The organism is Saccharopolyspora aridisoli (assembly GCF_004348445.1).
Lineage (GTDB): Bacteria > Actinomycetota > Actinomycetes > Mycobacteriales > Pseudonocardiaceae > Saccharopolyspora > Saccharopolyspora aridisoli.
On the sequence record NZ_SMKV01000003.1, the window covers coordinates 172,649 to 193,183 of the forward strand.

Here is a 20,535-nt window from a genome sequence, read left to right on the forward strand (position 1 = left end):
CCTCACTGACCAGGTGCGATGCGGTCGAAGAGCGATTTGGCGCCGGTGACCGGGGTTGAGCCGAAGGTTCGGCCCGGGTCCACCAGGCGCGTCGCGATGAACGCGTCCGACACCGACGCCGGGGCGTAGCGCTGGAGCAGCGACGCCTGCAGCGCCAGCGCCAGCGACTCCGCCAGGGCCCGCGCCCGCTCCGGCCGGGGATCGGCGAGTTCCGCGCGGACGCGGCGCAGCGCGTCGTCGTAGGCGGCGTTCTCGCCGGCGGCGGCGTCGAGCTCGGCGAGGATCGCGTCCCGGCTCGTCGGCTGCTTGGCCAGCGCCCGCAGCAGGTCCAGCGCGGTGACGTTGCCCGAGCCCTCCCAGATCGACATCAGCGGCGCTTCGCGGTAGAGCCGGGGCATCCCGGATTCCTCTGCGTACCCGTTGCCGCCCAGGCACTCAAGCGCCTCGGCCACCACGTGCGGGGCGCGCTTGCAGACGTAGAACTTCGTGGCGGGCAGCGCCAGCCGGAGCAGGTCGTGCTCCTGCTGCTCGACGGCCGCGGCCAGCCGCATCGCCAGCGTCGTCGCGGCCTCGGACTCCAGCGCCAGATCGGCGACCACCTGCTGCATCAGCGGCTGGTCGGCCAGCCGGGCGCCGAACGCGCTGCGCTGCTGCACGTGGTGGGCGGCCTCCGACAGCGCGATCCGGATGTTCGCCGACGCGCCGAGCACGCAGTCGAGCCTGGTCATCGACACCATCTCGATGATGCAGCGGACCCCGCGCCCCTCCTCGCCGATGAGGTGCCCGATCGCGCCGGTGTACTCGATCTCGGAGGAGGCGTTCGACTTGTTGCCCAGCTTGTCCTTCAGCCGCTGCAGGCGGATCTCGTTGCGGCTGCCGTCGGGCAGCACGCGCGGGACCAGGAAGCAGCTCAGCCCGCCCGAGGTCTGCGCGAGCGTCAAGAACAGGTCGTTCATCGGCGCCGAGGTGAACCACTTGTGCCCGATCAGCCGGTACGTGCCGTCGGCCAGCGGTTCGGCGGTGGTGGTGTTGGCGCGGACGTCCGAGCCGCCCTGCTTCTCGGTCATCGACATGCCCGCCAGCAGCGCCGACTTCTCGTGCGGCGGGCGCAATCCGAACTCGTAGCGGCGAGCGGTCAGCTTCGGCTCGTGTTCGGCGGCCAGCTCCGGTGACCAGCGCAGCGCGGGAACTGCGGCGTAGGTCATCGAGATCGGGCAGCCGTGCCCGGCCTCGGCCTGCGACCACAGGTAGAACCCGGCAGCCCGGCGCAGGTGCGCGCCCGGGCCCTGCCCCCACGGGGCGGCGTGCAGGCCGTGCGTGATCGCCCGCTCCATCAGCCAGTGCCACGACGGGTGGTACTCGACCTCGTCGATGCGGTTGCCGTAGCGGTCGTGGGTGCGCAGCTGCGGCGGGTTCTCGTCGGCGAGCCTGCCGTGCTCGCGGGCCTCGGCCGAACCGGCCTCGAGCGCGAGCGGGGTCAGGTCGCCGACGACATAGCGGGTCAGCGCCGAACCCAGCGCGGGGTCGCAGGCCAGCGGATCGAATCCGGACAGCGGTGAAGCCTGGTTGACGACCTGGTGGGTGCTGTGCACGCGCGGCTCGTCGATGAGCGTCATGCCGGGAGCGTAGGCACGAATCGTCGCGAGATGAATGCCTCGATCCGAAGCAGCTCGATTCGAGGTGGGCGAGCTCCTCCTGCGGCGCGGGTGGGTGAAGTCGCTCGGCGAGTGCCCCTGAGGTGGTGTATCCAGGGGTTCGGCTGTTTGTGGAGTGCTCGATCCAGGCGCGGGGGTTCGACGAGTGGAGGACCGCAGGAAGCGCAGAGCCCGGCGGAACGATCCGACGGGTGTGCTGGCGCGACGCCGGGCCCGGAGGTGGCTGGCGGTCACCGCGATGGCACCGGTGCTGGCGCTCCCCGCGGCCTTGCTGAGCGCTTCGGCCCTGCCCACCGGACCGGGACCGCAAACGTCCGATCTGCGCGAGCTGGGCGTGAGCGGGAAGCTGCCGCAGGCTCCGGTGCTCAGCCCTCGGCTGCTGGAAGACGCGGCCGACCCGGCGCAGCTCTCCGCCCTGCCGCAGGCCGCGCCCCGCGTGGAGTTGCCCACCGGTGAGCTCGGCATCCCCGAACCCGTGCTGGCCGCCTACATGCAGGCCGCGCGCGAAGTCGAGCAGGTCCAAGCCTGCGGGCTGCACTGGTCGGTGCTGGCGTCGATCGGGCGCATCGAGTCCGGGCACGCCCGCAACGGCGACATCGACGTCAACGGCACGACGGTGCACGCGATCCTCGGCCCCCAGCTGTCCGGCGGGCCGGACGTCGCGGCGATCCCGGACACCGACGCCGGCAGCTTCGACGGTGATCCGGTGTGGGACCGGGCGGTCGGGCCGATGCAGTTCATCCCGTCGACCTGGCGGAAGTTCGCCTCCGACGGCAACCAGGACGGTGTCGAGAGCCCGCACAACGTGCCCGACGCGGCGGCCGCGGCGGGCACATACCTCTGCAGCGGCGGCGAGGACCTCACCGATCCGCGCGCCCTGGCGGCGGCCGTGTTCCGCTACAACCACTCCGAGAGCTACGTCCGCACGGTCCTGGTCTGGGCCGACGCCTACCGGCGCGGTGTCACGCCGACCCCGGCCGAGCTGGCCCCGGAGACCGGCGACGTCCAGGCCGGTGAGCGGATGACCGAAAGCCCGAGCGCGCTGGCTCTGCCGGAGCCCGAGCCGCTGACGATCCCCGAGATCGAGCCCGTGCCGCCGATCCCGGATCCGCAGCCGCAAGCGTTCCAGCCGGTCGTCCCGGAAATCCCCGGCCTGCAGCTCGCTCCGGCTCCTGAGCCCGAGCCCGAGCCCGAGCCGCTGGTCGCCCCGGTCGAACCGGTTGTTCCGCAGGAGCCGTCGACCACGCCCGCGTTGGAAACCCCCGCGCCGTCGCCATCCCCGTCGTCCGAGCCGGCTCCGCCGAACGTGGAACACGTGCCGCAGAGCTCGGAACCCGTGCCGCCGAGCTCGGAACCCGTGCCGCAGAGCTCGGTTCCCGCCCCGCAGAGCTCGGAGCTGGTTCCGCATAGCTCGGAACCCGTGCCGTCGACGAGTTCCTCGGAGGCGATCCCGTCGTCCTCGGCCTCCGAGGTCGACGAAACCTGCGACACGACCTTGCTCGACCGCGGCGAGTTCGCCCTCGTCGAACCGGCTGCGGGTCACGACGTGCGACCTGGCGAGTCGCTGCCGGTGCTGGCGCAGCCTGAGTTCGAGGTCTTCACCGACGCCGATGGCGCGACGAAGCCCTGCACCGTCCCCGACGGCTACACCCCAGGACCGCAGTAACTGCCGGACCCCGGCACCGGGCCGCGCGCGCTTCTTCGTGGAACGTGCGCGGCCCGGCGCTCTCCTCGCCCCGGCCTCGGGCCCGATAGCGTGGGGGAGCGGCCGGAAGCGCCGGTGCGCAGCTGGGCGAGGAGGGTGCGATGGCACGGGTTGCGGCGATCGACTGCGGGACGAACTCGATTCGCCTGCTGGTCGCGGACGTCACGGTGCACGAGGACGGGCGCAAGGACCTGCGCGACATCTACCGCACGATGCGCATCGTCCGGCTCGGCCAGGGCGTGGACGCCACCGGCCGGCTCGCGCCGGAGGCGATCGAGCGCACCCGGGCGGCGCTGGTCGACTACGCCGCGATGGCCGCGCGCAAGGGCGTGGAACGGGTCCGGATGGTGGCGACCTCGGCGACCCGCGACGCGGAGAACCGCGAGGACTTCTTCTCCATGGTCCGCGAGACGCTGGGCGTCGACGCCGAGGTGATCACCGGAGACGAGGAGGCTCGGCTGTCGTTCGTCGGCGCGGTCGGCGACCTCGACCCGCTGGACGGACCGTTCGTCGTGACCGACGTCGGTGGTGGTTCCACCGAGGTCGTGGTGGGCAGCTGGGACGGCGCGAACGCCGACATCATTGCGGCCCACTCGGCCGACATCGGCTGCGTGCGGCTGACCGAGCGGTGCCTGCGCGACGACCCGCCGACCGACGAGGAGGTCGGTGAGGCGGAGAAGGTCGCGCGGCAGGTCCTCGACGAGGCATTCGCCCGGGTCGACGTCAGCGGTGCCCGGACCTGGGTCGGAGTCGCCGGAACCGTCACCACGCTCTCCGCCATCGCGCAGGATTTGCCGGAATACGATCCGCAAGCGATCCACCTTTCCCATATTTCCCAGAATTGTGTCGAACAAATCGCCGAACGACTTCTTTCCATGTCGCATGAGGAGCGTTCGCAGATCGGATCGATGCACCCGGGTCGCGTGGATGTGATCGGGGGCGGTGCGCTGGTGGTCAAGGTGCTCGCGCAGGAGTTCTCAGAGCGCAGCGGCATTTCGTCGATGACTGCTAGCGAGCACGACATACTCGATGGTATTGCCCTGTCGATCAGCTAGTTCTCAGGAAGTGGGCAGTCTGTCCCAAGGGCGAAGAATGGGAACGTTGAATCGATTCAGAAAGTGACGGCTTTGTGACACTGCATTGTCGCCGCCCGGTTCTCACTTATCTTTACGCACGTCTGACGCGACGGTGAAGAACCGTCGTGCGTGATGACCCCGGGAAAAACCAATTCTGGGGCGCGCGTGGAAGCGGGAGGACCTACATGCGAAAGGGACGTTTGGCCGCACTGGTCGCGGCCCCGCTGGCGGTGGCGTTGCTCGCCACCGGCTGCGGTGGCGGCGGCAGCGGCTCGGGAGAGGACGGCATCATCTCCTTGCATTGGAGCGAGCCGGAGAACCCTCTTGTCCCGGCCAACACTACCGAGGAGATGGGTAGTTTCATCGTTGATGCCATGTTCACCGGTCTGGTGAAGTACCGGGCCACGGACATGGCGGTGGAGAACGCGGTCGCCCAGTCGATCGAGACCACCGACAACCAGAACTACACGATCAAGCTGAAGCCGGGCTGGACGTTCCACGACGGGTCCCCGGTCAAGGCCAAGAACTTCGTGGACGCCTGGAACTACTCGGCTTACGGCCCCAACGGCATGCAGGGTGCGAGTTTCTTCGAGCAGATCGACGGTTACGACGCGTTGCAGAGCGAGGACCCGGACGAGGACGGTCCAGCCGAAGCGCCGAAGCCGCCGACTGACAAGCTCTCCGGCCTCAACGTGGTCGACGACAACACGTTCACGGTGAAGCTGAAGACCCCGCTCACCATCTTCCCCGTGATGCTGGGTTATTCCGCTTACATGCCGCTCCCGGACTCCTTCTTCAGGGACCCGAAGGCGTTCGAGGCGCACCCGGTCGGCAACGGTCCGTTCAGGTTCGAGAACCGGTCCCCGAACGTCGAGCTGAACGTCATGAAGTACGACCAGTACGCGGGCGATGACAAGCCGCAGATCAACGGCGCCAAGTTCAAGGTCTACAACGAACTCGACGCGGCTTACCAGGACCTGATCTCCGGCAACCTGGACTTCCTGGAGGCCATGCCGGTCTCCGCGCTGGTCGGCGACAAGTGGAAGCAGGACCTCGGCGAGCGCGCCCACCAGAAGCCGGGCCTGCTGATTCAGACCATCGGCTTCCCGATGTACGACGAGCGGTTCAAGAACCCGCTGGTGCGCAAGGCGATTTCGATGTCCATCGACCGCAAGACGGTCACTCAGCAGGTGTTCGCCGGCAGCCGCGACCCGATGGACGGCTTCGCCACTCCGGCGGTCGAGGGCTACCGCCCGAACCAGTGCGGTGAGGCCTGCACGTTCAACCCGGAGAAGGCCAAGCAGTACCTGCAGCAGGCCGGCGGGTTCCAGGGTCCGCTGATCCTGCAGAGCAACTCCGACGGTGGGCACAGCGAGTGGATGCAGGCCGTCGCGGCGCAGATCAGGCAGAACCTCGGCGTCGACGCCCAGTTCGTTCCGCAACCGACGTTCAGCGAGTTCCTCAACCAGCGTCGCGCGTTCCAGATGGACGGTCCGTTCCGCAGCGGGTGGAAGGCCGACTACCCGAACATCGAGACCTTCCTGACCCAGATGTACCGCACGGGCACTTCGTCGAACGACTACCAGTACTCCAACCCGGCGTTCGACGCCGCGCTGGACAAGGCGAACGCCGCCCCGACGGTGGAGGCGGCCACGGCTGCCTACGCCGACGCGGAGAAGCTGCTGGCCGAGGACCTGCCGGTCATTCCGCTGTGGACGCAGCCGGTGCAGTACGGCTTCTCGGAGAAGATCGCCAACGGTGAGGTTCTGGCGAACCGCAGGCTCGACCTGACAACGGTGACGCTGAACCCGTGAACATGGAGCCGGTGCCCGGCCCGCGGAGATCCTGTGGGCCGGGCACCGCGCTGGCTGCGATGAGGAGGCCCGAATGGGTCGCTACGTGTTGCGGCGACTGCTGCAACTGATCCCGGTATTCATCGGGACCACGCTGATCATCTACTTGCTCGTCTGGGCGATCCCGGGAGATCCCTTCGCCGGGAAATGCGGTGAGCGCGGGTGCCCGCCGGCCTACATCGCCGAGATGCACGACAAGTACAACCTGGACGATCCGCTGATCGTCCAGTACTTCAAATACCTCGGGAAGCTCCTGACGGGGGATTTCGGGGAGACCTACGCCGGGGTCCAGGTCAGCCAGCTCATCGAGCAGGCGTACCCGACCACGATCAAGCTCGCCGTAGTCGCGCTGATCATCGAGGCCCTCATCGGCCTGGCCGCCGGCATCCTGACCGGGCTTCGGGGGCGTGGTTTCGCCGACAACCTGGTGCTGGTCTCGACGCTGTTCCTGATCTCGCTGCCGGTGTTCGTCACCGGTTTCGTACTGCAGATCGTGCTGGGCAGCGAGCTCGGCATCATCAAGACCACGGTCAGCTCGCAACCCTCGATCGGTGAACTGATCGTGCCCGGTTTCGTGCTCGGTTCCTTGTCGATGGCCTACGTCGCGCGACTGACCCGGACCAGCTTGATGGAGAACCGCCGCGCCGACTTCGTGCGCACCGCGGTAGCCAAGGGCCTGGGGCCGAAGCGGGTCGTGGGCGTGCACCTGCTGCGGAACTCGCTGATCCCGGTCATCACCTTCCTGGGCACTGACCTCGGCGCCCTGATGGGCGGCGCGATCGTCACCGAGGGCGTGTTCAACATTCGCGGCATCGGTGGCCTGATCTTCAAAGCCATCCTGACCAAGGAAGGCACCACGGTGACCGGCATCGTCACCCTGCTGGTACTGGTCTACCTGCTGATGAACCTGCTAGTGGACGTTCTCTACGCGGTTCTCGACCCGAGGATCCGATATGACTGATCAAACCGCCTCCAGCCTGACCACCGGGCCGACCGCGGGACCGGACGAACCTGTGCTCGCAACGACGAACAAGCCGGAGAAGCCGCGGGGGCTCTGGGGTGATGCGTGGCACGACCTGCGCCGACGGCCGCTGTTCCTGATCTCGATGGTGATCATCGTCGCGCTGCTGTTCATCGCAGCTTTCCCCGGCCTGCTGACGTCGGCCGACCCGAGCTGGGCCGTCCTGTCGAAGGCTCGGCAGGAACCCTCCGGGCAGGCCTGGTTCGGGTACGACAACCTCGGCCGCGACGTGTTCGCCAGGACCGTCTACGGCACCCGGGCCTCGATCGTGGTCGGTCTGCTGGCGACGACCCTGACCGTGCTGATCGGTGGCACCGTGGGCATCGTGGCCGGGTACGTCGGGGGCTGGTTCGACAGCCTCTGCTCCCGGTTCTCCGAGATCTTCTTGGGGCTGCCCTTCGTGCTCGGCGCGATCGTCATCCTGACGACTTTCAACGCGGAGATCCTGATTCCCAGCCCGGTGCGGATCATCACCCAGGTGGTGCTGTCCATCGCTGTCCTGTCGTGGCCGATCGCGATGCGGATCATGCGTTCGGCGGCGATCTCAGCCAAGCAGCAGGACTACGTCAAGGCCGCGCGGGCGCTCGGCGCGGGTGCGCCGCGGATCATCCTGCGGCACATGCTGCCGAACTGCCTGGCCCCGGTCATGGTGTACGCGACGATCGCGCTGGGCGGCTTCATCGGCGCCGAGGCGACGCTGTCGTTCCTGGGCATCGGCCTGCGCGACCCGGTCGTGTCGTGGGGAGTGATGATCGCCGAGTCGCGCAACTACATCCAGGCCGCACCCCACATGCTGCTCTTCCCAGCCGGTTTCCTGGTGGTCACGGTCCTGGCGTTCGTGATGCTCGGTGACGCCGTCCGCGACGCGCTCGACCCGAAGCAGAAGTAGGAGGAACCGCAGTGTCCGCGAACGAACACGAGTCCTCGGCGGGACGTCTGCTGGAGGTCGAGGACCTGCACGTCGAGTTCCGCACCAGGGACGGCGTCGCGAAGGTCCTCAACGGTGTGAACTACCACGTCGACTCCGGTGAAACCCTCGCCGTGCTGGGCGAATCCGGTTCCGGCAAGAGCGTCACGGCGCAGACCGTGATGGGCATCCTGGACATCCCGCCGGGGGCGGTCACCGGAGGTGCGATCCGGTACCGCGGTGAGGACCTGCTGACCGCCACCGAGGAGCGCAGGCGAGAGCTGCGCGGCGACGCGATGGCGATGATCTTCCAGGACGCGCTGTCGGCGCTGAACCCGGTCTACACGGTCGGGTTCCAGATCGCCGAGCAGCTCAGGACGCGACGCGGCATGTCCCGCAAGGACGCCACGAGCAGGGCCGTGGAACTGCTGGACCAGGTGAAGATCCCGAACGCCAAGCAGCGCGTGAAGGAGTACCCGCACCAGTTCTCCGGCGGCATGCGGCAGCGCGCGATGATCGCGATGTCGCTGGCGCTGGACCCGGATCTGCTCATCGCCGACGAACCGACCACGGCACTGGACGTCACGGTGCAGGCCCAGATCATGGACCTGCTCGACGAACTCCGCCGGGACCGAGGCATGGGCCTGATCCTCATCACCCACGACCTGGGCGTGGTCGCCGAGGTCGCGGACCGGATCGTGGTGATGTACGCGGGCCGCATCGTCGAGGCGGCTGACGCGTACTCGCTGTACAAGGCCCCGGGCCACCCCTACACCGACGGCCTGATGCGGTCGATCCCGCGCCTGGACCTCAAGGGGCAGGAGCTGGAGACGATCAAGGGCCTGCCGCCGAACCTGATGGCGGTGCCGCCGGGATGCCCGTTCCACCCGCGCTGCTCGCGGGCCCAGGACAAGTGCCGCACGGAGGTGCCGACCGACCACAACCTCGGGTTGGGCCGCGTCAGCGCCTGCCACTTCGCGGAGGAGATGATGAGCCGTGGCTGAGCCGATCCTCCAGGTGCAGAACCTGGTCAAGCACTTCCCGGTGCGCGCGGGCATCCCGCGCCGCACCGTCGGGCACGTGCGGGCGGTCGACGGCGTGTCCTTTGACCTGCGGCGCGGTGAAACCCTCGGCATCGTGGGTGAATCGGGTTGCGGCAAGTCGACGTTGGCACAGGTGCTGATGCGGCTGGAGAACCCGACCGGCGGCACCGCGCTGTTCGAGGGGCGCGACATCTTCAAGATGCGCGGCTCGGAACTGCGCAAGCTGCGCCGGGACATGCAGATCGTGCTGCAGGACCCGTACACCTCGCTGAACCCGCGGCGCACCGTCGGCGACATCGTCGGCGAGCCCTTCGAGATCCACCCCGAGGTGGCGCCGAAGGGCGAGCGGCGGCGCGAGGTCCAGGAGCTGCTGGACGTCGTGGGCCTCAACCCCGAGCACATCCACCGCTACCCGCACCAGTTCTCCGGCGGCCAGCGGCAGCGCATCGGCATCGCCCGCGCGCTGGCGCTCAAGCCGAAGGTGATCGTCTGCGACGAGCCGGTGTCCGCGCTGGACGTGTCGATCCAGGCGCAGGTGATGAACCTGCTGGGTGATCTGCAGGACGAGTTCGGGCTGTCCTACGTGTTCATCGCCCACGACCTGGGCGTGGTCCGGCACCTGTCGGACCGGGTCGCGGTGATGTACCTCGGCAAGATCGCCGAGGTCGGCACCGAGGACGACATCTACGAGCACCCGCAGCACCCGTACACCCAGGCCCTGCTGTCGGCCGTCCCGGTCCCGGACCCGACCCTGCGCGGCAAGCGCGAGGTCATCCGCCTCACCGGCGACGTCCCCAGCCCGGCCAACCCGCCTTCGGGCTGCCGCTTCCGCACCCGCTGCTGGAAGGCCCAGGACATCTGCGCAGAGAAGGCCCCGGAACTGGAAGTCCGCACGGGCGCGCACCCCTCGGCCTGCCACTTCGCGGAAGAACACCCGCACGTCGTGGTCTGATGCCACAACGAGGATCGGGCGCCCTCACCGAAATCAGGTGGGGGCGCCCTTTCGCGCGCAGCGCCGGGTCAGCGCTGTTCGGGCTGCTCGGGGTGGCTCAGGAGGAAGACCTTCGGGGCGACCCGCTGCAGGTCTCCGCCGCGGGCCACGACCAGGCCGGCCGCGAAGTCGACGAGCTGGGTCGCTTCGGGACCCCGGACGTCGGTGAGGTCCATGAGGACGGCGTTGCCCTGGCGGTAGTAGTCGCCCACGTAGTAGACGTCCTCGTAGTTCTGCGGGTGCAGCGTCTTGACCACGCGCTCAGTGTCGCCCACCGCCAAGCGGTGTCAAACGCAAGCAACCGCCGTGGCGCACCGACATCTCGAGGATCCCGCGGTTCGAGCGGCTCGGCGTGACGCTCCCGGGCCTCGACTTCGCGCGAGGTCCGTCCCCGGGCCGGGCGCGCTCCTGAACTGCGAAGGCACACCCGGCCGGGGGCTGTCAGGAACGGGTGATGAAGGTGGCGAGGTCTTCGGACTGCTGGATGCGGGACGGCTCGTGGACGTACATCATGTGGCCCGCCGGGTAGTAGCGGACGTCGATGTTCTCCCGCAGCTCCTCCGGAACCGGCAACCGCGCCAGGACGTGCTCCGCGGCGAAGTACGGCGTGGCGCCGTCGGTGTAGCCGCAGCCGACGTGCACCCGCAGGTGCGGGTTGGCCTGCATCGCTGCCCCGAGCCGGTCCACGACGGACACCGCCGCGCCCTCGAACTCCTTGTACGACCAGGGCTGCACCCGCCCGGTCAGGGTCTCGTAGGGCAGGTCGCTGCGGTAGTCGAGCTCTTCGCGCAGGTAGTGGTTGATGGCCGCGGAGTAGGCGCCGCGGATGCCGGAGATGCTCGGGTCGTCGCTGAAGCGCTCCACCGCGGCGTCGGGCTCCCAGCCGGTGAACCGCCCGTCCATCCGGCCGACGGTCTTGCGCTCGTCGCGCAGCAGCTCGGTGAAGAACCGGATGTGCTCGATGCGCAGGTTGACGCGGTCCACGTAGTCCTCGGACAGCCCGGACAGCTCGGCGACCTTGCGCACCACGTCGGCCCGCTCCTCGGCGTTCAGCCGAGCGCCTCGCGCCAGCGCCCACGCGTAGTCCCCGGCGGCGAACTTCTCGGCCTCGTCGAGGACGTCGCGCAGCGGGCGGTCGCCGTGCTTGCCGTGGTGGTGGGCGATGGCCGCGTAGGTCGGCAGGTACAGCGAGTACGGCAGGTCGTTGCCCTCGGTGAACCGGATCGTGCCCATGTCCAGCACGGACGAGATCAGCAGCAGCCCGTTCGGGTACCACCCGTGCCGCGACTGGAGGTGGTCGGCCAGCGCCGCCGCGCGCAGCGTCCCGTAGGACTCGCCCGCGAGGTACTTCGGCGACATCCACCGGCTGTTGCGGGTCGTCCACAGCCGGATGACCTCGGCGATCGACTCGATGTCGCCCTGGAAACCGTGGAAATCACCGGGCTTTCCGCCTTCGATCGCCCGCGAGTAGCCGGTGGAGACTGGGTCGATGAACACCAGGTCGCTGTGCTTGAGCAGCGTCTCGGCGTTGTCGGCGAGCCCGTAGGGCGGCGGGGCGAGATCCCCGGCATCGCCGGACAGGACTCGCCGCGGACCCAGCACCCCCAGGTGCAGCCACACGCTCGCCGAGCCGGGGCCGCCGTTGAACGCGAAGGTCACCGGGCGGTTGCTGTCCGGAGCGGCGTCGAGGACGTAGGAGGTCAGGAAGACCTCGGCCTTGGCCTTGTGCCCGTCGAACTTGCCGTCGGTGTAGACCTCGTCGCGCAGCACGACGCGTCCCGTGGTCGCGGTGTAGGACAGCTCGGTGCCGTCCACGGTGATCGCGTGATGCGTGCTGACCAGATCGTCCACCGGCTCGGCGGGGCTGGTGTCCTGCTGCGTCGCCTCGTCGGCCTTCTCGTCTGCCATGCCGCCCACATTACGTGCCACGAGAGGCGTTTTCTGTCAGTTTTGCGGTGTGGAAACGACCTCGGAGTTGATCACCGATCCGTCCGGGGAGCCCGCCGACGCGGCCCCCGGAGCAGGCGACCTGACCGAACTGGACGACCTGGTCAGCCGGTGCACGGCCTGCCCTCGGCTGGTCGAGTGGCGGGAGGAGGTCGCTCGCATCAAGCGCGCCGCGTTCCGCGACGAGGACTACTGGGGTCGCCCGGTTCCCGGCTACGGCTCGCCCGAAGCGGAGATCGCGATCGTCGGTCTCGCCCCTGCCGCTCACGGTGGCAACCGCACGGGCCGCATCTTCACCGGAGACCGCTCGGGCGACGTCCTGTTCCAGGCGCTCCACGACGTCGGTCTGGCCTCCCAGCCCGAGTCGGTCTCGCTGCACGACGGCATGACGCTGCACAACACGCGCATCACGGCCCCGGTCCACTGCGCCCCGCCGGCGAACAAGCCCACTCCGGCCGAACGCGACACGTGCCGCCCTTGGCTGGTCAGAGAGCTCGACCTGCTGCGCCCCACCCTCCGCGTCGTCGTGGTCCTGGGCGCCTTCGGCTGGCAAGCACTCCTGCCGGTCCTCGCTGACGCCGTCTGGCAGGTCCCGCGCCCCCGCCCCAAGTTCGGTCACCTCGCCCACGCGGAACTCCCCGCCACCGACGGCGGACCCCCGCTCCACCTCCTCGGCTGCTACCACGTCAGCCAGCAGAACACCTTCACCGGAAAGCTGACACCAGCCATGCTCCGCGAGGTCTTCGAACGAGCGAAGGAGCTGGTGGAGCGTTGAGATCGTGGACGTCCACCGAAGGAGGTCGAGGACGTCCGACGAGTTCACGCGGAATCCCGCGCTGTGGTTCGGTTCGCGTGGCAGCCTCGGCGGATGGTGAGAGAGCTACCTCCTGGTCAGCACGTCGCGGAGCTGGAGCGGTTCGGATTGCCCGAGTTCGCGCGCCGCTTCGGTGTGGTGCCGGAGCATCCGGTCCTGACCGTGCAGGGCGCCGTGCGGTACCCGGCGCAGTTCGACCTGGCGAAGCTCATCGATGGTCTGCAATGGCAGGACAAGCGTGCTGACCTGCACTGCGTGACGACTTGGAGTGCGCTCGACCTGCGCTGGTCGGGGGTGCGGTTCAGCGAGCTCGCCGCGCGTATCGCCGAGGCTGTGCAACCGCATCCGCGCGCGAAGTGGCTGATGGTGACCGGACTGGACGGCTTCCGATCCTGCTCGTCGCTCGAGGACGTACTCGCGGACGGCGTCCTAGCGGCAACGCGGTTGAACGGAGAGGGGCTGGCTCCGGAGCACGGTGCACCGCTGCGCCTGGTCTCCGCCGACCAGTACGGGTACAAGAACGTGAAACAACTCGTAGCGCTCGAATACCGGCTCACCTACGAGCCCGGCTCCGCCGGCTACGAAGAACACCCGCGCGGCAGAGTGGCCCGCGAAGAACGCAGCCGCTTCCTGCCCGGCCCCATCTGGCGCCGCATCTGGGCAGCAGCGCTTCCCATCGCACGCCGCCCGTACCGAACCGCTCAACGGTGATCGGGCCGCCTCGGAAGGACTAGCGCTGCGGCGGTCGGTTCAGGCCAGATCGCTCTCAGGACAGCGTGAAGGTCAGGTTGATGTCGTAGCCGTCGTCGGAGTGGCCTGCGATGGTGACGTCGGCTTCGCCTCGGAGGGTTTCGAGGCCGCCGGTGCCCATGCCCGGGACGACCTGGAGGTGGGCCGAGACCGAGCTCTTGTCCTGGCTGCCGGTGTGCTGGAAGACGCAGGTGCCTTCGTGACCTGCGATGGAGCCTTCGAAGCGTTCGAAGCAGAGGATCGGCGCCGCGTCGGCCTTGTAGGCGATCAGGTAGGTCAAGGTGCTCGCGCCCTCGATCTCCCCGGTGTAGGTGTACTGGACCTCGGCCCGGGTGATGCCCCGGTTCGGGTAGTAGGCGTCGCCGGACTCGGTGCCTTCTCCGTCGATGTCGACGACGAGGTGTTCCGACCACGCGGTGACGTTGAAGCGGGCTGCGGCTTCGTGCTGGTAGGTCATGCCAACGACGCTAGGTCGCGTCGTCGCGCCGGTCTTGAACAAACGCGACGGCTTACGCTGAGCCCATGTCGAAAGCCGGGCGGCCCGAGGCCATCGTTCGCCCGAAGGCGGGGGCGCGGGCGTTCGAGGTGGAACGCCTCGAACCGGATCCTGCGCTGGCCGAGTTCGTCGACTACTACTGGCTCGTCCGCTGGACCGTCACCGACCCGCACCGGCAGCAGGTCGTACCGCAGCCGCGAGTCCACGTCGCGGCGGAGGACGGCAGGCTCTTCGTCCACGGCGTCTCCCGCGAACCGTTCTTCCGGACCCTGACCGGAGTCGGCCACGTGCTCGGCGCGGCCTTCCACCCCGGCGGGTTCCGGGCGCTGCTGAAGGGCAGCGTCGGAGCGATCTCGGGAACCGTCCGAACCGCCGAGGACGTCCTCGGCCACGACGACCGCGCGGCGGCCGAGCGAATCCTGTCCACCAGCGCAACCGCCGAGATCGTTCCGGTCCTCGATGCCTACCTGCTGGCCTGCGAACCCGAACCCGACCCCGCCGGCCGCGAAGCGACCGACCTGGTCAACGAGGCTCAACGGCGGTCCGGCATCGTGCGCGCCGAGCAGCTCGCCCAGCACGCTGGGCTGAGCCTGCGCAGCCTCCAGCGCCTCTTCGCCGATCACGTCGGGATCGGCCCGAAGTGGGTCATCCAGCGCTCCCGCATCCTCGACGCCACCGCGGCCGCCCACTCCGGCGAACCGGTCGACTGGTCCGAACTCGCCGCTGAGCTCGGCTTCAGCGACCAGGCCCACCTGACCCGCGCCTTCACCCAGGTCGTCGGCACCTCCCCGGCCACCTACCGGCGCGACCCCGGCACCGCGGGGTGAGCGCGGGGATTCGGGTGCGGACCGAAGCGAAGTGGCCACGACCGCGGCGGTGGATCGCCACGAGCTGAGCGCGCTGGCGCATGCCGAGCACCCCGTCGCCGCCCCGATCAGCGACGTCAACGTGCGGAAGTCGGTGCGGCGGGCCCGGGTCGAGTCCGTCCTCGATCCCGGGTGCGGTGCGGGGGGATGGGTGCTGACGCCGCCGAGGAGCGGCCGAACGGCCTGCGCCGTGGGCGTCTCGAGTGGGCCCTCGACCACCGCGGTGAACCGGACGCGGCCGGGGTGGTGGAGGCGGCGCGAAGGCACCGCGACGGGTGGTTGCGCGCTACCGGGGTGCGCTGCTTCGTCACCCTGCTGCTGCGGCGTTCCGAAGGCCGGTGAACGTCGGTGGCATGTGGGAGTTTCGGAGCCATGACCGATGAGAAGGCGGCTCTGCAGCACTACGTCCGAGAAGGCCGGGAGGCCGCGCTGTGGAAGGTGGAGGGGCTCTCCGAGTACGACCTGCGGCGGCCGATGACGCCGACCGGTACCAACGTGCTGGGCGTGGTCAAGCACTTGGCGACGATGGAGCTGGGCTACTTCGGGGACGTCTTCGGGCGTCCGTCGGGGATCCCGACGCCGTGGATGGAGCGGGACGCCGAGTTCAACGCCGACCTGTGGGCCGCTGCGGACGAGTCGAGCGCCTGGGTGCTCGACCTCTACCGCCGCGCCTGCGCGCACGCGGACACCACGATCGACGCCCTGGACCTCGACTCGCGGGGATCGGTGCCCTGGTGGCCGAGCGGGGGCGTCACGCTGCACCGGATCCTCGTGCACATGATCGAGGAAACCGGCAGGCACGCGGGCCACCTCGACATCGTCCGGGAACTCATCGACGGGGCCGTCGGGCGCGGACCGCGCAACGACAACATGACCACCGACGACCAGCAGCAGTGGCGGGATCACCGCGACCGGCTGGAACGGATCGCCCGGGAAGCCTGATCGGCGCGCGAGCTCTGCCGGGATTCGCCGCCTCTTGGCGTGTCGACGCTGGTCGAGGCAAACATGATCAAGGAACGGTGCGGCTTGCCGCCTGCTACCGAAGATTCGGTAGGGTGAGTCGCAACCAGACCCCCTGACACCAGAGGCGACGTCTGGTCGATGTCGCCCTCCGCGCTTGTTCGTTACAGAGCGCGTACGCAGCGCGTATGGTCGCCTACCGCGCGTTGATCGTGATCGATGCCACTCGCGACTGGCGTCACATTAAGGGGGGTAGCTGCAGCGCGGTCACGGTATGTGGTGCGACCATGAAGTCATGGCTGGTAAATCCGATCCCACGCGGATTCTCATCCTCGGCGGCGGTTACGTCGGCATGTACACGGCACTTCAGCTGCAGAAGAAGCTGGGGCGTCGTGAAGCATCCGTGACGGTCGTCGATCCTCAGCCGCACATGACCTACCAGCCCTTCCTACCGGAAGCGGCCGCGGGTTCGGTTGAACCCCGCCACGTGGTAGCGCCACTGCGACGAGTGTTGAAGCGGTGCCATGTGATCACCGCATCTGTCACCGAGATCAAGCACGACGACAAGCTCGTCACGATCGAGAACCCGCAGAGCGGAACCGAGACGCTCGCCTACGACGTGCTCGTCGTGGCGCTGGGCTCGGTTTCCCGGCTGCTGCCGATCCCCGGCCTCGCCGAGGAAGGCATCGGGCTCAAGACCGTGGGCGAAGCGACGTACCTGCGCAACCACGTGCTGGCCAAGATGGACGCCGCGGCCAACACCGACGACGAGGAGCTGCGCAAGCGGCTGCTCACCTTCACGTTCGTCGGTGGCGGATTCGCGGGCGTCGAGGCGCTGGCCGAGCTGGAGGACATGGCCCGTTACGCGAGCCGTGACTACCCGAACTTGAGCCCCGACGACATGTCCTGGGTGCTCGTCGAAGCCGCTGGCCGGGTGATGCCCGAGGTCAGCGAGAAGATGGGCGTCTACGTCGTCAAGGCCCTCGAAGAGCGCGGCATCAAGGTCTACCTGAACACCTTCCTGAAGTCGGTCGAAGGCGGTCACGCGGTCCTGTCCGACGGCACCGAGTTCGACACCGACACGCTGGTGTGGAACGCGGGTGTGAAGGCCAACCCGGTGGTCAAGAGCAGCGACCTGCCGCTGGACGAGCGAGGCCGTGTCAAGGCTTCGGCGCACATGCAGGTCGAGGGTCTGCCCGGAGTGTGGGCCGCCGGTGACGTCGCCGCGGTGCCGGACCTGTCCAAGGCCGATGAGGACCCGACCGCGACCTGCGCTCCGTCGGCGCAGCACGCGGTCCGCCAAGCCGACCAGCTCGCCAAGAACGTGCTGGCCACGCTGCGCGGCAAGCCGACCAAGGAGTACCGGCACGCCTACGCCGGCTCGGTCGCCGGTCTGGGGCTGTACAAGGGTGTCGCGGACGTCTACGGCTTCAAGGCCAAGGGTTTCGTCGCCTGGTTCATGCACCGCAGCTACCACGTGAGCCGGATGCCCACGTTCAACCGGAAGTTGCGGATCGTCATCGACTGGACGCTGGCCTTCCTGTTCAAGCGGGAAGCCGTGTCCATGGGTCAGATCGAGAACCCGCGGGCTGCCTTCGAGCGGGCCGCCGCGAGCTGACCGCCATACCGAGCCGAATGACACTCAGGCCGCGCGTCGACGATGACGCGCGGCCTCCATGTTCTCAACATCCTCGTCCAAGCGGTGGACAAGGCACCCCGCTATCCTTGACAATCAGTAGCGGGAAATCGAAGACCCCCGTGGGGTCTTCACCTGAAAGGATGCGTCACATGGGGAAGGAGTGGATCCCTTGACGCTCAAAGAACTGGCGGCGATCTTGCGCAGTGGGGAAGCGCAGGACGGCCCGATCGCGGACTTCGAAGCAGACTACGCCGAAGCGTCGAAGGTGTTCCGGAAGAAGGACGACTGATCATGAGCGCGGCCGAGGACCGGCCCGCTGACCAGGGGGAATGGGCCGAGCCTGAGCTCCGCCCGACGCCGGTGCTGCTGCAACGACAGGACTACTTCGTGCGCGCGCCCGGCACTCCGCTGGACTTCCAGGAACGCATGTACCAGGCCGGCCTCGTCGAGGAGGAACCCGGCGACCCGGTGCCCTGCGTGCTCGTGCTCTCCCGCGCCAGCGACATGGAGATGAACGAGCTCTCCCTCGCGCTGGCCGAGCACGACGTCCGCATGGTGCGCATCGACGCGGACCGCTGCCTGGACTTGCCACTGACGGTGCACGCCGATACTCCTCTGATCGAATTCCAGCGCTGGCTCTTGCGCCCGGTGCTGATCTGGCGGCGACACTTCGACATGACCGCCGTACCCGTTGATCCCGCAACGGTCTACGGGGCCTATGTTCGTGAGCAGTGGTACGCGGTCGGCAACTGGCTGACCGCGAGGGACGATTGGGATCGGGTGAACACGGGGCCGCACGGGGGAGTGCTCGACCGGCTGACGCAGCTACAGGGTGCGGCGTCGGTCGGCCTGCGCGTGCCGCGCACCTCCGTGACCACGATGCCCGGACGCAGCCGCCCCGGTGGCGCGCAGTGCATCGTCAAAGCCGCAGGTCACCACATGCTTGAACCCGAACCCGGCGCGCTGCGCGGGCTCTTCCCGCAGCCGTTGGACATCCGCCGCACCGGCGGTGAGGTGCGCGAGCCGGCTCCCGTGCTCGTCCAGCAGTACCTCGACGCCGACGAGGAGCTGCGGGTGTTCGTGGTGGGGGAGCGCGCGATCGGCTTCCGGGTGAGCAAGCTCGACCCGGCTCAGCTGTGGGTCGACCCCGAATCGGTCGTGGTGGAGCCCGTGGGCGTGCCCGGCGCCCTGGCCGGAAGGTTGCTGCGCCTGTGCGAGCGCTGGCAGCTGGACGTGGCAGGCTTCGACCTGCTGAGGGTGGGTGACGAGTGGGTGTTCCTGGAGGTCAACGTCAACTGCGACTGGCGTTGGTTCGAGCAGCGCGCCGACAGCAAGGACGTCTCGGGCGCGGTGCACGACTGGGTCCGCTCGCGGTTCGACGAGCTGGTGGAATCGGCGGCGGTGGGTGAATGGGGCAGCTGGTGACCGGATCACGAGGGTGTGGAATCGGCCCGCGCGCGGGAACCTTAGGCGGTTTCGCCGCGTCTTAGTGGCGGACCGGCACACGTGCCGGTATCAAGGCTGGCCCCCGTAGCCCAATTGGCAGAGGCAGACGACTTAAAATCGTCAGAGTGTCGGTTCGAACCCGACCGGGGGCACTTTTCCAAACTAACGGGTCATCTCTTTTCTCACCTCCTTCATCCGTGCATTTCGGGCACCTCGTTCGGGTGATCTTCGCAGTTCATCTTGCAGGTGAAGGCTTTTAGTGCTGGATGCGATGGCGTTCCGGTTTCGGTTCGGTGAACACCCAGCTGCGCTCGACGCTCGGTCAGGACGCGGTGGGGTGGCGATTACCCCGCGGGGGTTTCGCCCTGGCCGGGTCAACAGCGAGAATGCGCCCTCATGGCCTACGAGCGAGACCCCCGGGCCGGACGGCCGGGACCGGGGCAGCAGGGACCGCAGCAGCCGGGACCGCCGCAGGGCGGTCCTCAGCAGCCCGGCCCGCCGGGACCACCGCCCGGCGGTCAGCCGGGGCCGCAGCAGGTCCCACCGGGGCAGGTGCCGCCCGGACCGGCCCCGCAGCAGGTGCCCCCGGGATACCAGCCCGGTCCGCCGGCTCAGCCGCCGATGGGCGGGCAGCCCATGCCGCCCCAGCAGCCGCCGCCGGGCGGCGTGCCCGGTTACCAGCCGCCGGCGACCAACCCGTACCCGGAGACACGCGTCGACCAGCGCGTCGACGGCTACCGGGACGATCCGTACGCCGACCCCTACGGCTACCGCGACGACCGCTACGACTACCGCGAGCCCGAGCGCGATCGGTACCGCGACGACTACGACCGCCGCGATCGCGACTACGACCGGCGCGACCGGGACGGGTTCCGCGGGCCCAGCGCGGACGCCATCGGCCGAACGGTCCAGGTGGTCAGCGCGCTGATCGCGCTTGTGTTCGTGCTGCACATCATCTTCTCGGTCACCGGTGCGAACCAGGACAACGACTTCGTCGCCTTCACCTACGGCACCGCGAAGTTCTTCGTGCTCGGCCTCGGCGACGTGTTCACCCCGGGTGACGCGACCATCGGTCTGGTTCTCAACTACGGGCTGGCCGCGCTGATCTACCTGTTCGCCGGTCGGATCATCGCCCGAGCTCTGCGGAAGTGACGCTGGGTTGAACCGGATCCGGCCTGTGCCGGGTCCGGTATAGCTCATGTCACCTAACCGCGTGACCAGGAAAAACGTTTCGTGATCGGCCTCGGTCGCGGTGGACTGCCAGGGGCGGCAGCCGCCCGGTGTCCGGGCATGGCACCCTTGAACTGGCCGGATTGCGTTTCCAGACGGGTTCAGCCGCGCACGTACGGCCCGGGTTGCGCCGGAG

Annotated in this window: 19 protein-coding genes and 1 tRNA gene; 16 read left to right on the plus strand and 4 right to left on the minus strand. The window is 68.7% G+C overall.

All coding sequences use genetic code 11. From position 1 onward, the window contains the following. Positions 1 to 2: 2 nt before the first annotated feature. The gene (locus E1161_RS03580) at positions 3 to 1,592 is read right to left on the minus strand and encodes an acyl-CoA dehydrogenase family protein (RefSeq protein WP_132619709.1); all 1,590 of its coding nucleotides are present in this window, start codon (positions 1,590 to 1,592) and stop codon (positions 3 to 5) included. Between the two features lie 208 nt (positions 1,593 to 1,800). Here E1161_RS03580 and E1161_RS03585 point away from each other — a divergent pair, with 208 nt between their 5' ends. The 7 genes from E1161_RS03585 to E1161_RS03615 all read left to right on the plus strand — a co-directional run bounded on the left by E1161_RS03585 (position 1,801) and on the right by E1161_RS03615 (position 10,212). Beyond that, the gene (locus E1161_RS03585; protein ID WP_235874756.1) at positions 1,801 to 3,321 is read left to right on the plus strand and encodes a lytic transglycosylase domain-containing protein; all 1,521 of its coding nucleotides are present in this window, start codon (positions 1,801 to 1,803) and stop codon (positions 3,319 to 3,321) included. Between the two features lie 140 nt (positions 3,322 to 3,461). Beyond that, complete coding sequence (locus E1161_RS03590; protein ID WP_132619506.1) at positions 3,462 to 4,415, plus strand: Ppx/GppA phosphatase family protein; 954 nt, start codon at positions 3,462 to 3,464, stop codon at positions 4,413 to 4,415. 206 nt (positions 4,416 to 4,621) lie between these two features. Beyond that, a complete protein-coding gene (locus E1161_RS03595; RefSeq protein ID WP_207920072.1) occupies positions 4,622 to 6,250 on the plus strand; it encodes a peptide ABC transporter substrate-binding protein in 1,629 nt (542 codons plus the stop codon). A gap of 73 nt (positions 6,251 to 6,323) precedes the next feature. Further along, the gene (locus tag E1161_RS03600) at positions 6,324 to 7,250 is read left to right on the plus strand and encodes an ABC transporter permease (protein ID WP_132619508.1); all 927 of its coding nucleotides are present in this window, start codon (positions 6,324 to 6,326) and stop codon (positions 7,248 to 7,250) included. Next, positions 7,243 to 8,199, plus strand: coding sequence for an ABC transporter permease (locus E1161_RS03605; RefSeq protein WP_132619510.1), 957 nt, complete (start codon positions 7,243 to 7,245; stop codon positions 8,197 to 8,199). Before E1161_RS03600 ends, E1161_RS03605 begins: the two co-directional genes overlap by 8 nt. A gap of 11 nt (positions 8,200 to 8,210) precedes the next feature. Then, on the plus strand, positions 8,211 to 9,221 hold the full coding sequence (locus tag E1161_RS03610; RefSeq protein WP_132619512.1) for an ABC transporter ATP-binding protein: 1,011 nt from the start codon (positions 8,211 to 8,213) through the stop codon (positions 9,219 to 9,221). Beyond that, positions 9,214 to 10,212 (plus strand): ABC transporter ATP-binding protein, encoded by a 999-nt coding sequence (locus E1161_RS03615; protein WP_132619514.1) that lies wholly within the window; start codon positions 9,214 to 9,216, stop codon positions 10,210 to 10,212. Before E1161_RS03610 ends, E1161_RS03615 begins: the two co-directional genes overlap by 8 nt. A gap of 68 nt (positions 10,213 to 10,280) precedes the next feature. On the opposite strand, the gene E1161_RS03620 is transcribed toward E1161_RS03615, so the two are convergent. Together E1161_RS03620 and E1161_RS03625 are read right to left on the minus strand one after the other, a co-directional pair. After that, positions 10,281 to 10,526 carry a cell division protein SepF gene (locus E1161_RS03620; RefSeq protein ID WP_165939671.1) on the minus strand — a complete coding sequence of 82 codons (246 nt, stop codon included), beginning with the start codon at positions 10,524 to 10,526 and terminating at the stop codon, positions 10,281 to 10,283. Between the two features lie 166 nt (positions 10,527 to 10,692). Further along, complete coding sequence (locus E1161_RS03625; protein ID WP_132619518.1) at positions 10,693 to 12,159, minus strand: S10 family peptidase; 1,467 nt, start codon at positions 12,157 to 12,159, stop codon at positions 10,693 to 10,695. 70 nt (positions 12,160 to 12,229) lie between these two features. Between E1161_RS03625 and E1161_RS03630 the strand changes: the two genes are divergently transcribed. Together E1161_RS03630 and E1161_RS03635 are read left to right on the plus strand one after the other, a co-directional pair. Next, positions 12,230 to 12,973: a uracil-DNA glycosylase gene (locus E1161_RS03630; RefSeq protein ID WP_328591209.1), complete on the plus strand. Its 744-nt coding sequence runs from the start codon at positions 12,230 to 12,232 to the stop codon at positions 12,971 to 12,973. 93 nt (positions 12,974 to 13,066) lie between these two features. Further along, positions 13,067 to 13,723 carry a molybdopterin-dependent oxidoreductase gene (locus tag E1161_RS03635; protein ID WP_132619522.1) on the plus strand — a complete coding sequence of 219 codons (657 nt, stop codon included), beginning with the start codon at positions 13,067 to 13,069 and terminating at the stop codon, positions 13,721 to 13,723. 55 nt (positions 13,724 to 13,778) lie between these two features. Here E1161_RS03635 and E1161_RS03640 read toward each other — a convergent pair whose 3' ends face one another. Further along, complete coding sequence (locus E1161_RS03640; RefSeq protein ID WP_132619524.1) at positions 13,779 to 14,219, minus strand: DUF3224 domain-containing protein; 441 nt, start codon at positions 14,217 to 14,219, stop codon at positions 13,779 to 13,781. Between the two features lie 65 nt (positions 14,220 to 14,284). Between E1161_RS03640 and E1161_RS03645 the strand changes: the two genes are divergently transcribed. From E1161_RS03645 to E1161_RS27875, 7 genes are all read left to right on the plus strand, one after another. Beyond that, entirely contained in the window at positions 14,285 to 15,085 is an 801-nt protein-coding gene (locus E1161_RS03645; RefSeq protein WP_132619526.1) for a helix-turn-helix domain-containing protein, read from the plus strand. Positions 15,086 to 15,271: 186 nt separating this feature from the next. Continuing rightward, entirely contained in the window at positions 15,272 to 15,466 is a 195-nt protein-coding gene (locus tag E1161_RS27520) for a hypothetical protein (protein WP_207920073.1), read from the plus strand. A 30-nt stretch (positions 15,467 to 15,496) separates the two neighbouring features. Further along, entirely contained in the window at positions 15,497 to 16,066 is a 570-nt protein-coding gene (locus tag E1161_RS03655; RefSeq protein ID WP_132619528.1) for a DinB family protein, read from the plus strand. Between the two features lie 313 nt (positions 16,067 to 16,379). Beyond that, the gene (locus E1161_RS03660) at positions 16,380 to 17,702 is read left to right on the plus strand and encodes an NAD(P)/FAD-dependent oxidoreductase (RefSeq protein ID WP_132619530.1); all 1,323 of its coding nucleotides are present in this window, start codon (positions 16,380 to 16,382) and stop codon (positions 17,700 to 17,702) included. Between the two features lie 312 nt (positions 17,703 to 18,014). Then, positions 18,015 to 19,148: an ATP-grasp domain-containing protein gene (locus E1161_RS03665; protein WP_235874757.1), complete on the plus strand. Its 1,134-nt coding sequence runs from the start codon at positions 18,015 to 18,017 to the stop codon at positions 19,146 to 19,148. 99 nt (positions 19,149 to 19,247) lie between these two features. Continuing rightward, positions 19,248 to 19,321 (plus strand) — tRNA-Leu (locus E1161_RS03670). Between the two features lie 244 nt (positions 19,322 to 19,565). Beyond that, on the plus strand, positions 19,566 to 20,321 hold the full coding sequence (locus E1161_RS27875; protein WP_235874758.1) for a hypothetical protein: 756 nt from the start codon (positions 19,566 to 19,568) through the stop codon (positions 20,319 to 20,321). Positions 20,322 to 20,535 lie beyond the last annotated feature (214 nt).

Bases quoted from the DNA above. Each gene is read 5' to 3' on its own strand.
- E1161_RS27875 (WP_235874758.1), top strand. From the start codon at position 19,566: ATGGCCTACGAGCGAGACCCCCGGGCCGGACGGCCGGGACCGGGGCAG.
- E1161_RS27520 (WP_207920073.1), top strand. From the start codon at position 15,272: ATGGGTGCTGACGCCGCCGAGGAGCGGCCGAACGGCCTGCGCCGTGGG.
- E1161_RS03595 (WP_207920072.1), top strand. From the start codon at position 4,622: ATGCGAAAGGGACGTTTGGCCGCACTGGTCGCGGCCCCGCTGGCGGTG.
- E1161_RS03600 (WP_132619508.1), top strand. From the start codon at position 6,324: ATGGGTCGCTACGTGTTGCGGCGACTGCTGCAACTGATCCCGGTATTC.
- E1161_RS03590 (WP_132619506.1), top strand. From the start codon at position 3,462: ATGGCACGGGTTGCGGCGATCGACTGCGGGACGAACTCGATTCGCCTG.
- E1161_RS03660 (WP_132619530.1), top strand. From the start codon at position 16,380: ATGGCTGGTAAATCCGATCCCACGCGGATTCTCATCCTCGGCGGCGGT.
- E1161_RS03605 (WP_132619510.1), top strand. From the start codon at position 7,243: ATGACTGATCAAACCGCCTCCAGCCTGACCACCGGGCCGACCGCGGGA.
- E1161_RS03645 (WP_132619526.1), top strand. From the start codon at position 14,285: ATGTCGAAAGCCGGGCGGCCCGAGGCCATCGTTCGCCCGAAGGCGGGG.
- E1161_RS03640 (WP_132619524.1), bottom strand. From the start codon at position 14,219: ATGACCTACCAGCACGAAGCCGCAGCCCGCTTCAACGTCACCGCGTGG.
- E1161_RS03665 (WP_235874757.1), top strand. From the start codon at position 18,015: ATGAGCGCGGCCGAGGACCGGCCCGCTGACCAGGGGGAATGGGCCGAG.
- E1161_RS03625 (WP_132619518.1), bottom strand. From the start codon at position 12,159: ATGGCAGACGAGAAGGCCGACGAGGCGACGCAGCAGGACACCAGCCCC.
- E1161_RS03655 (WP_132619528.1), top strand. From the start codon at position 15,497: ATGACCGATGAGAAGGCGGCTCTGCAGCACTACGTCCGAGAAGGCCGG.
- E1161_RS03635 (WP_132619522.1), top strand. From the start codon at position 13,067: ATGGTGAGAGAGCTACCTCCTGGTCAGCACGTCGCGGAGCTGGAGCGG.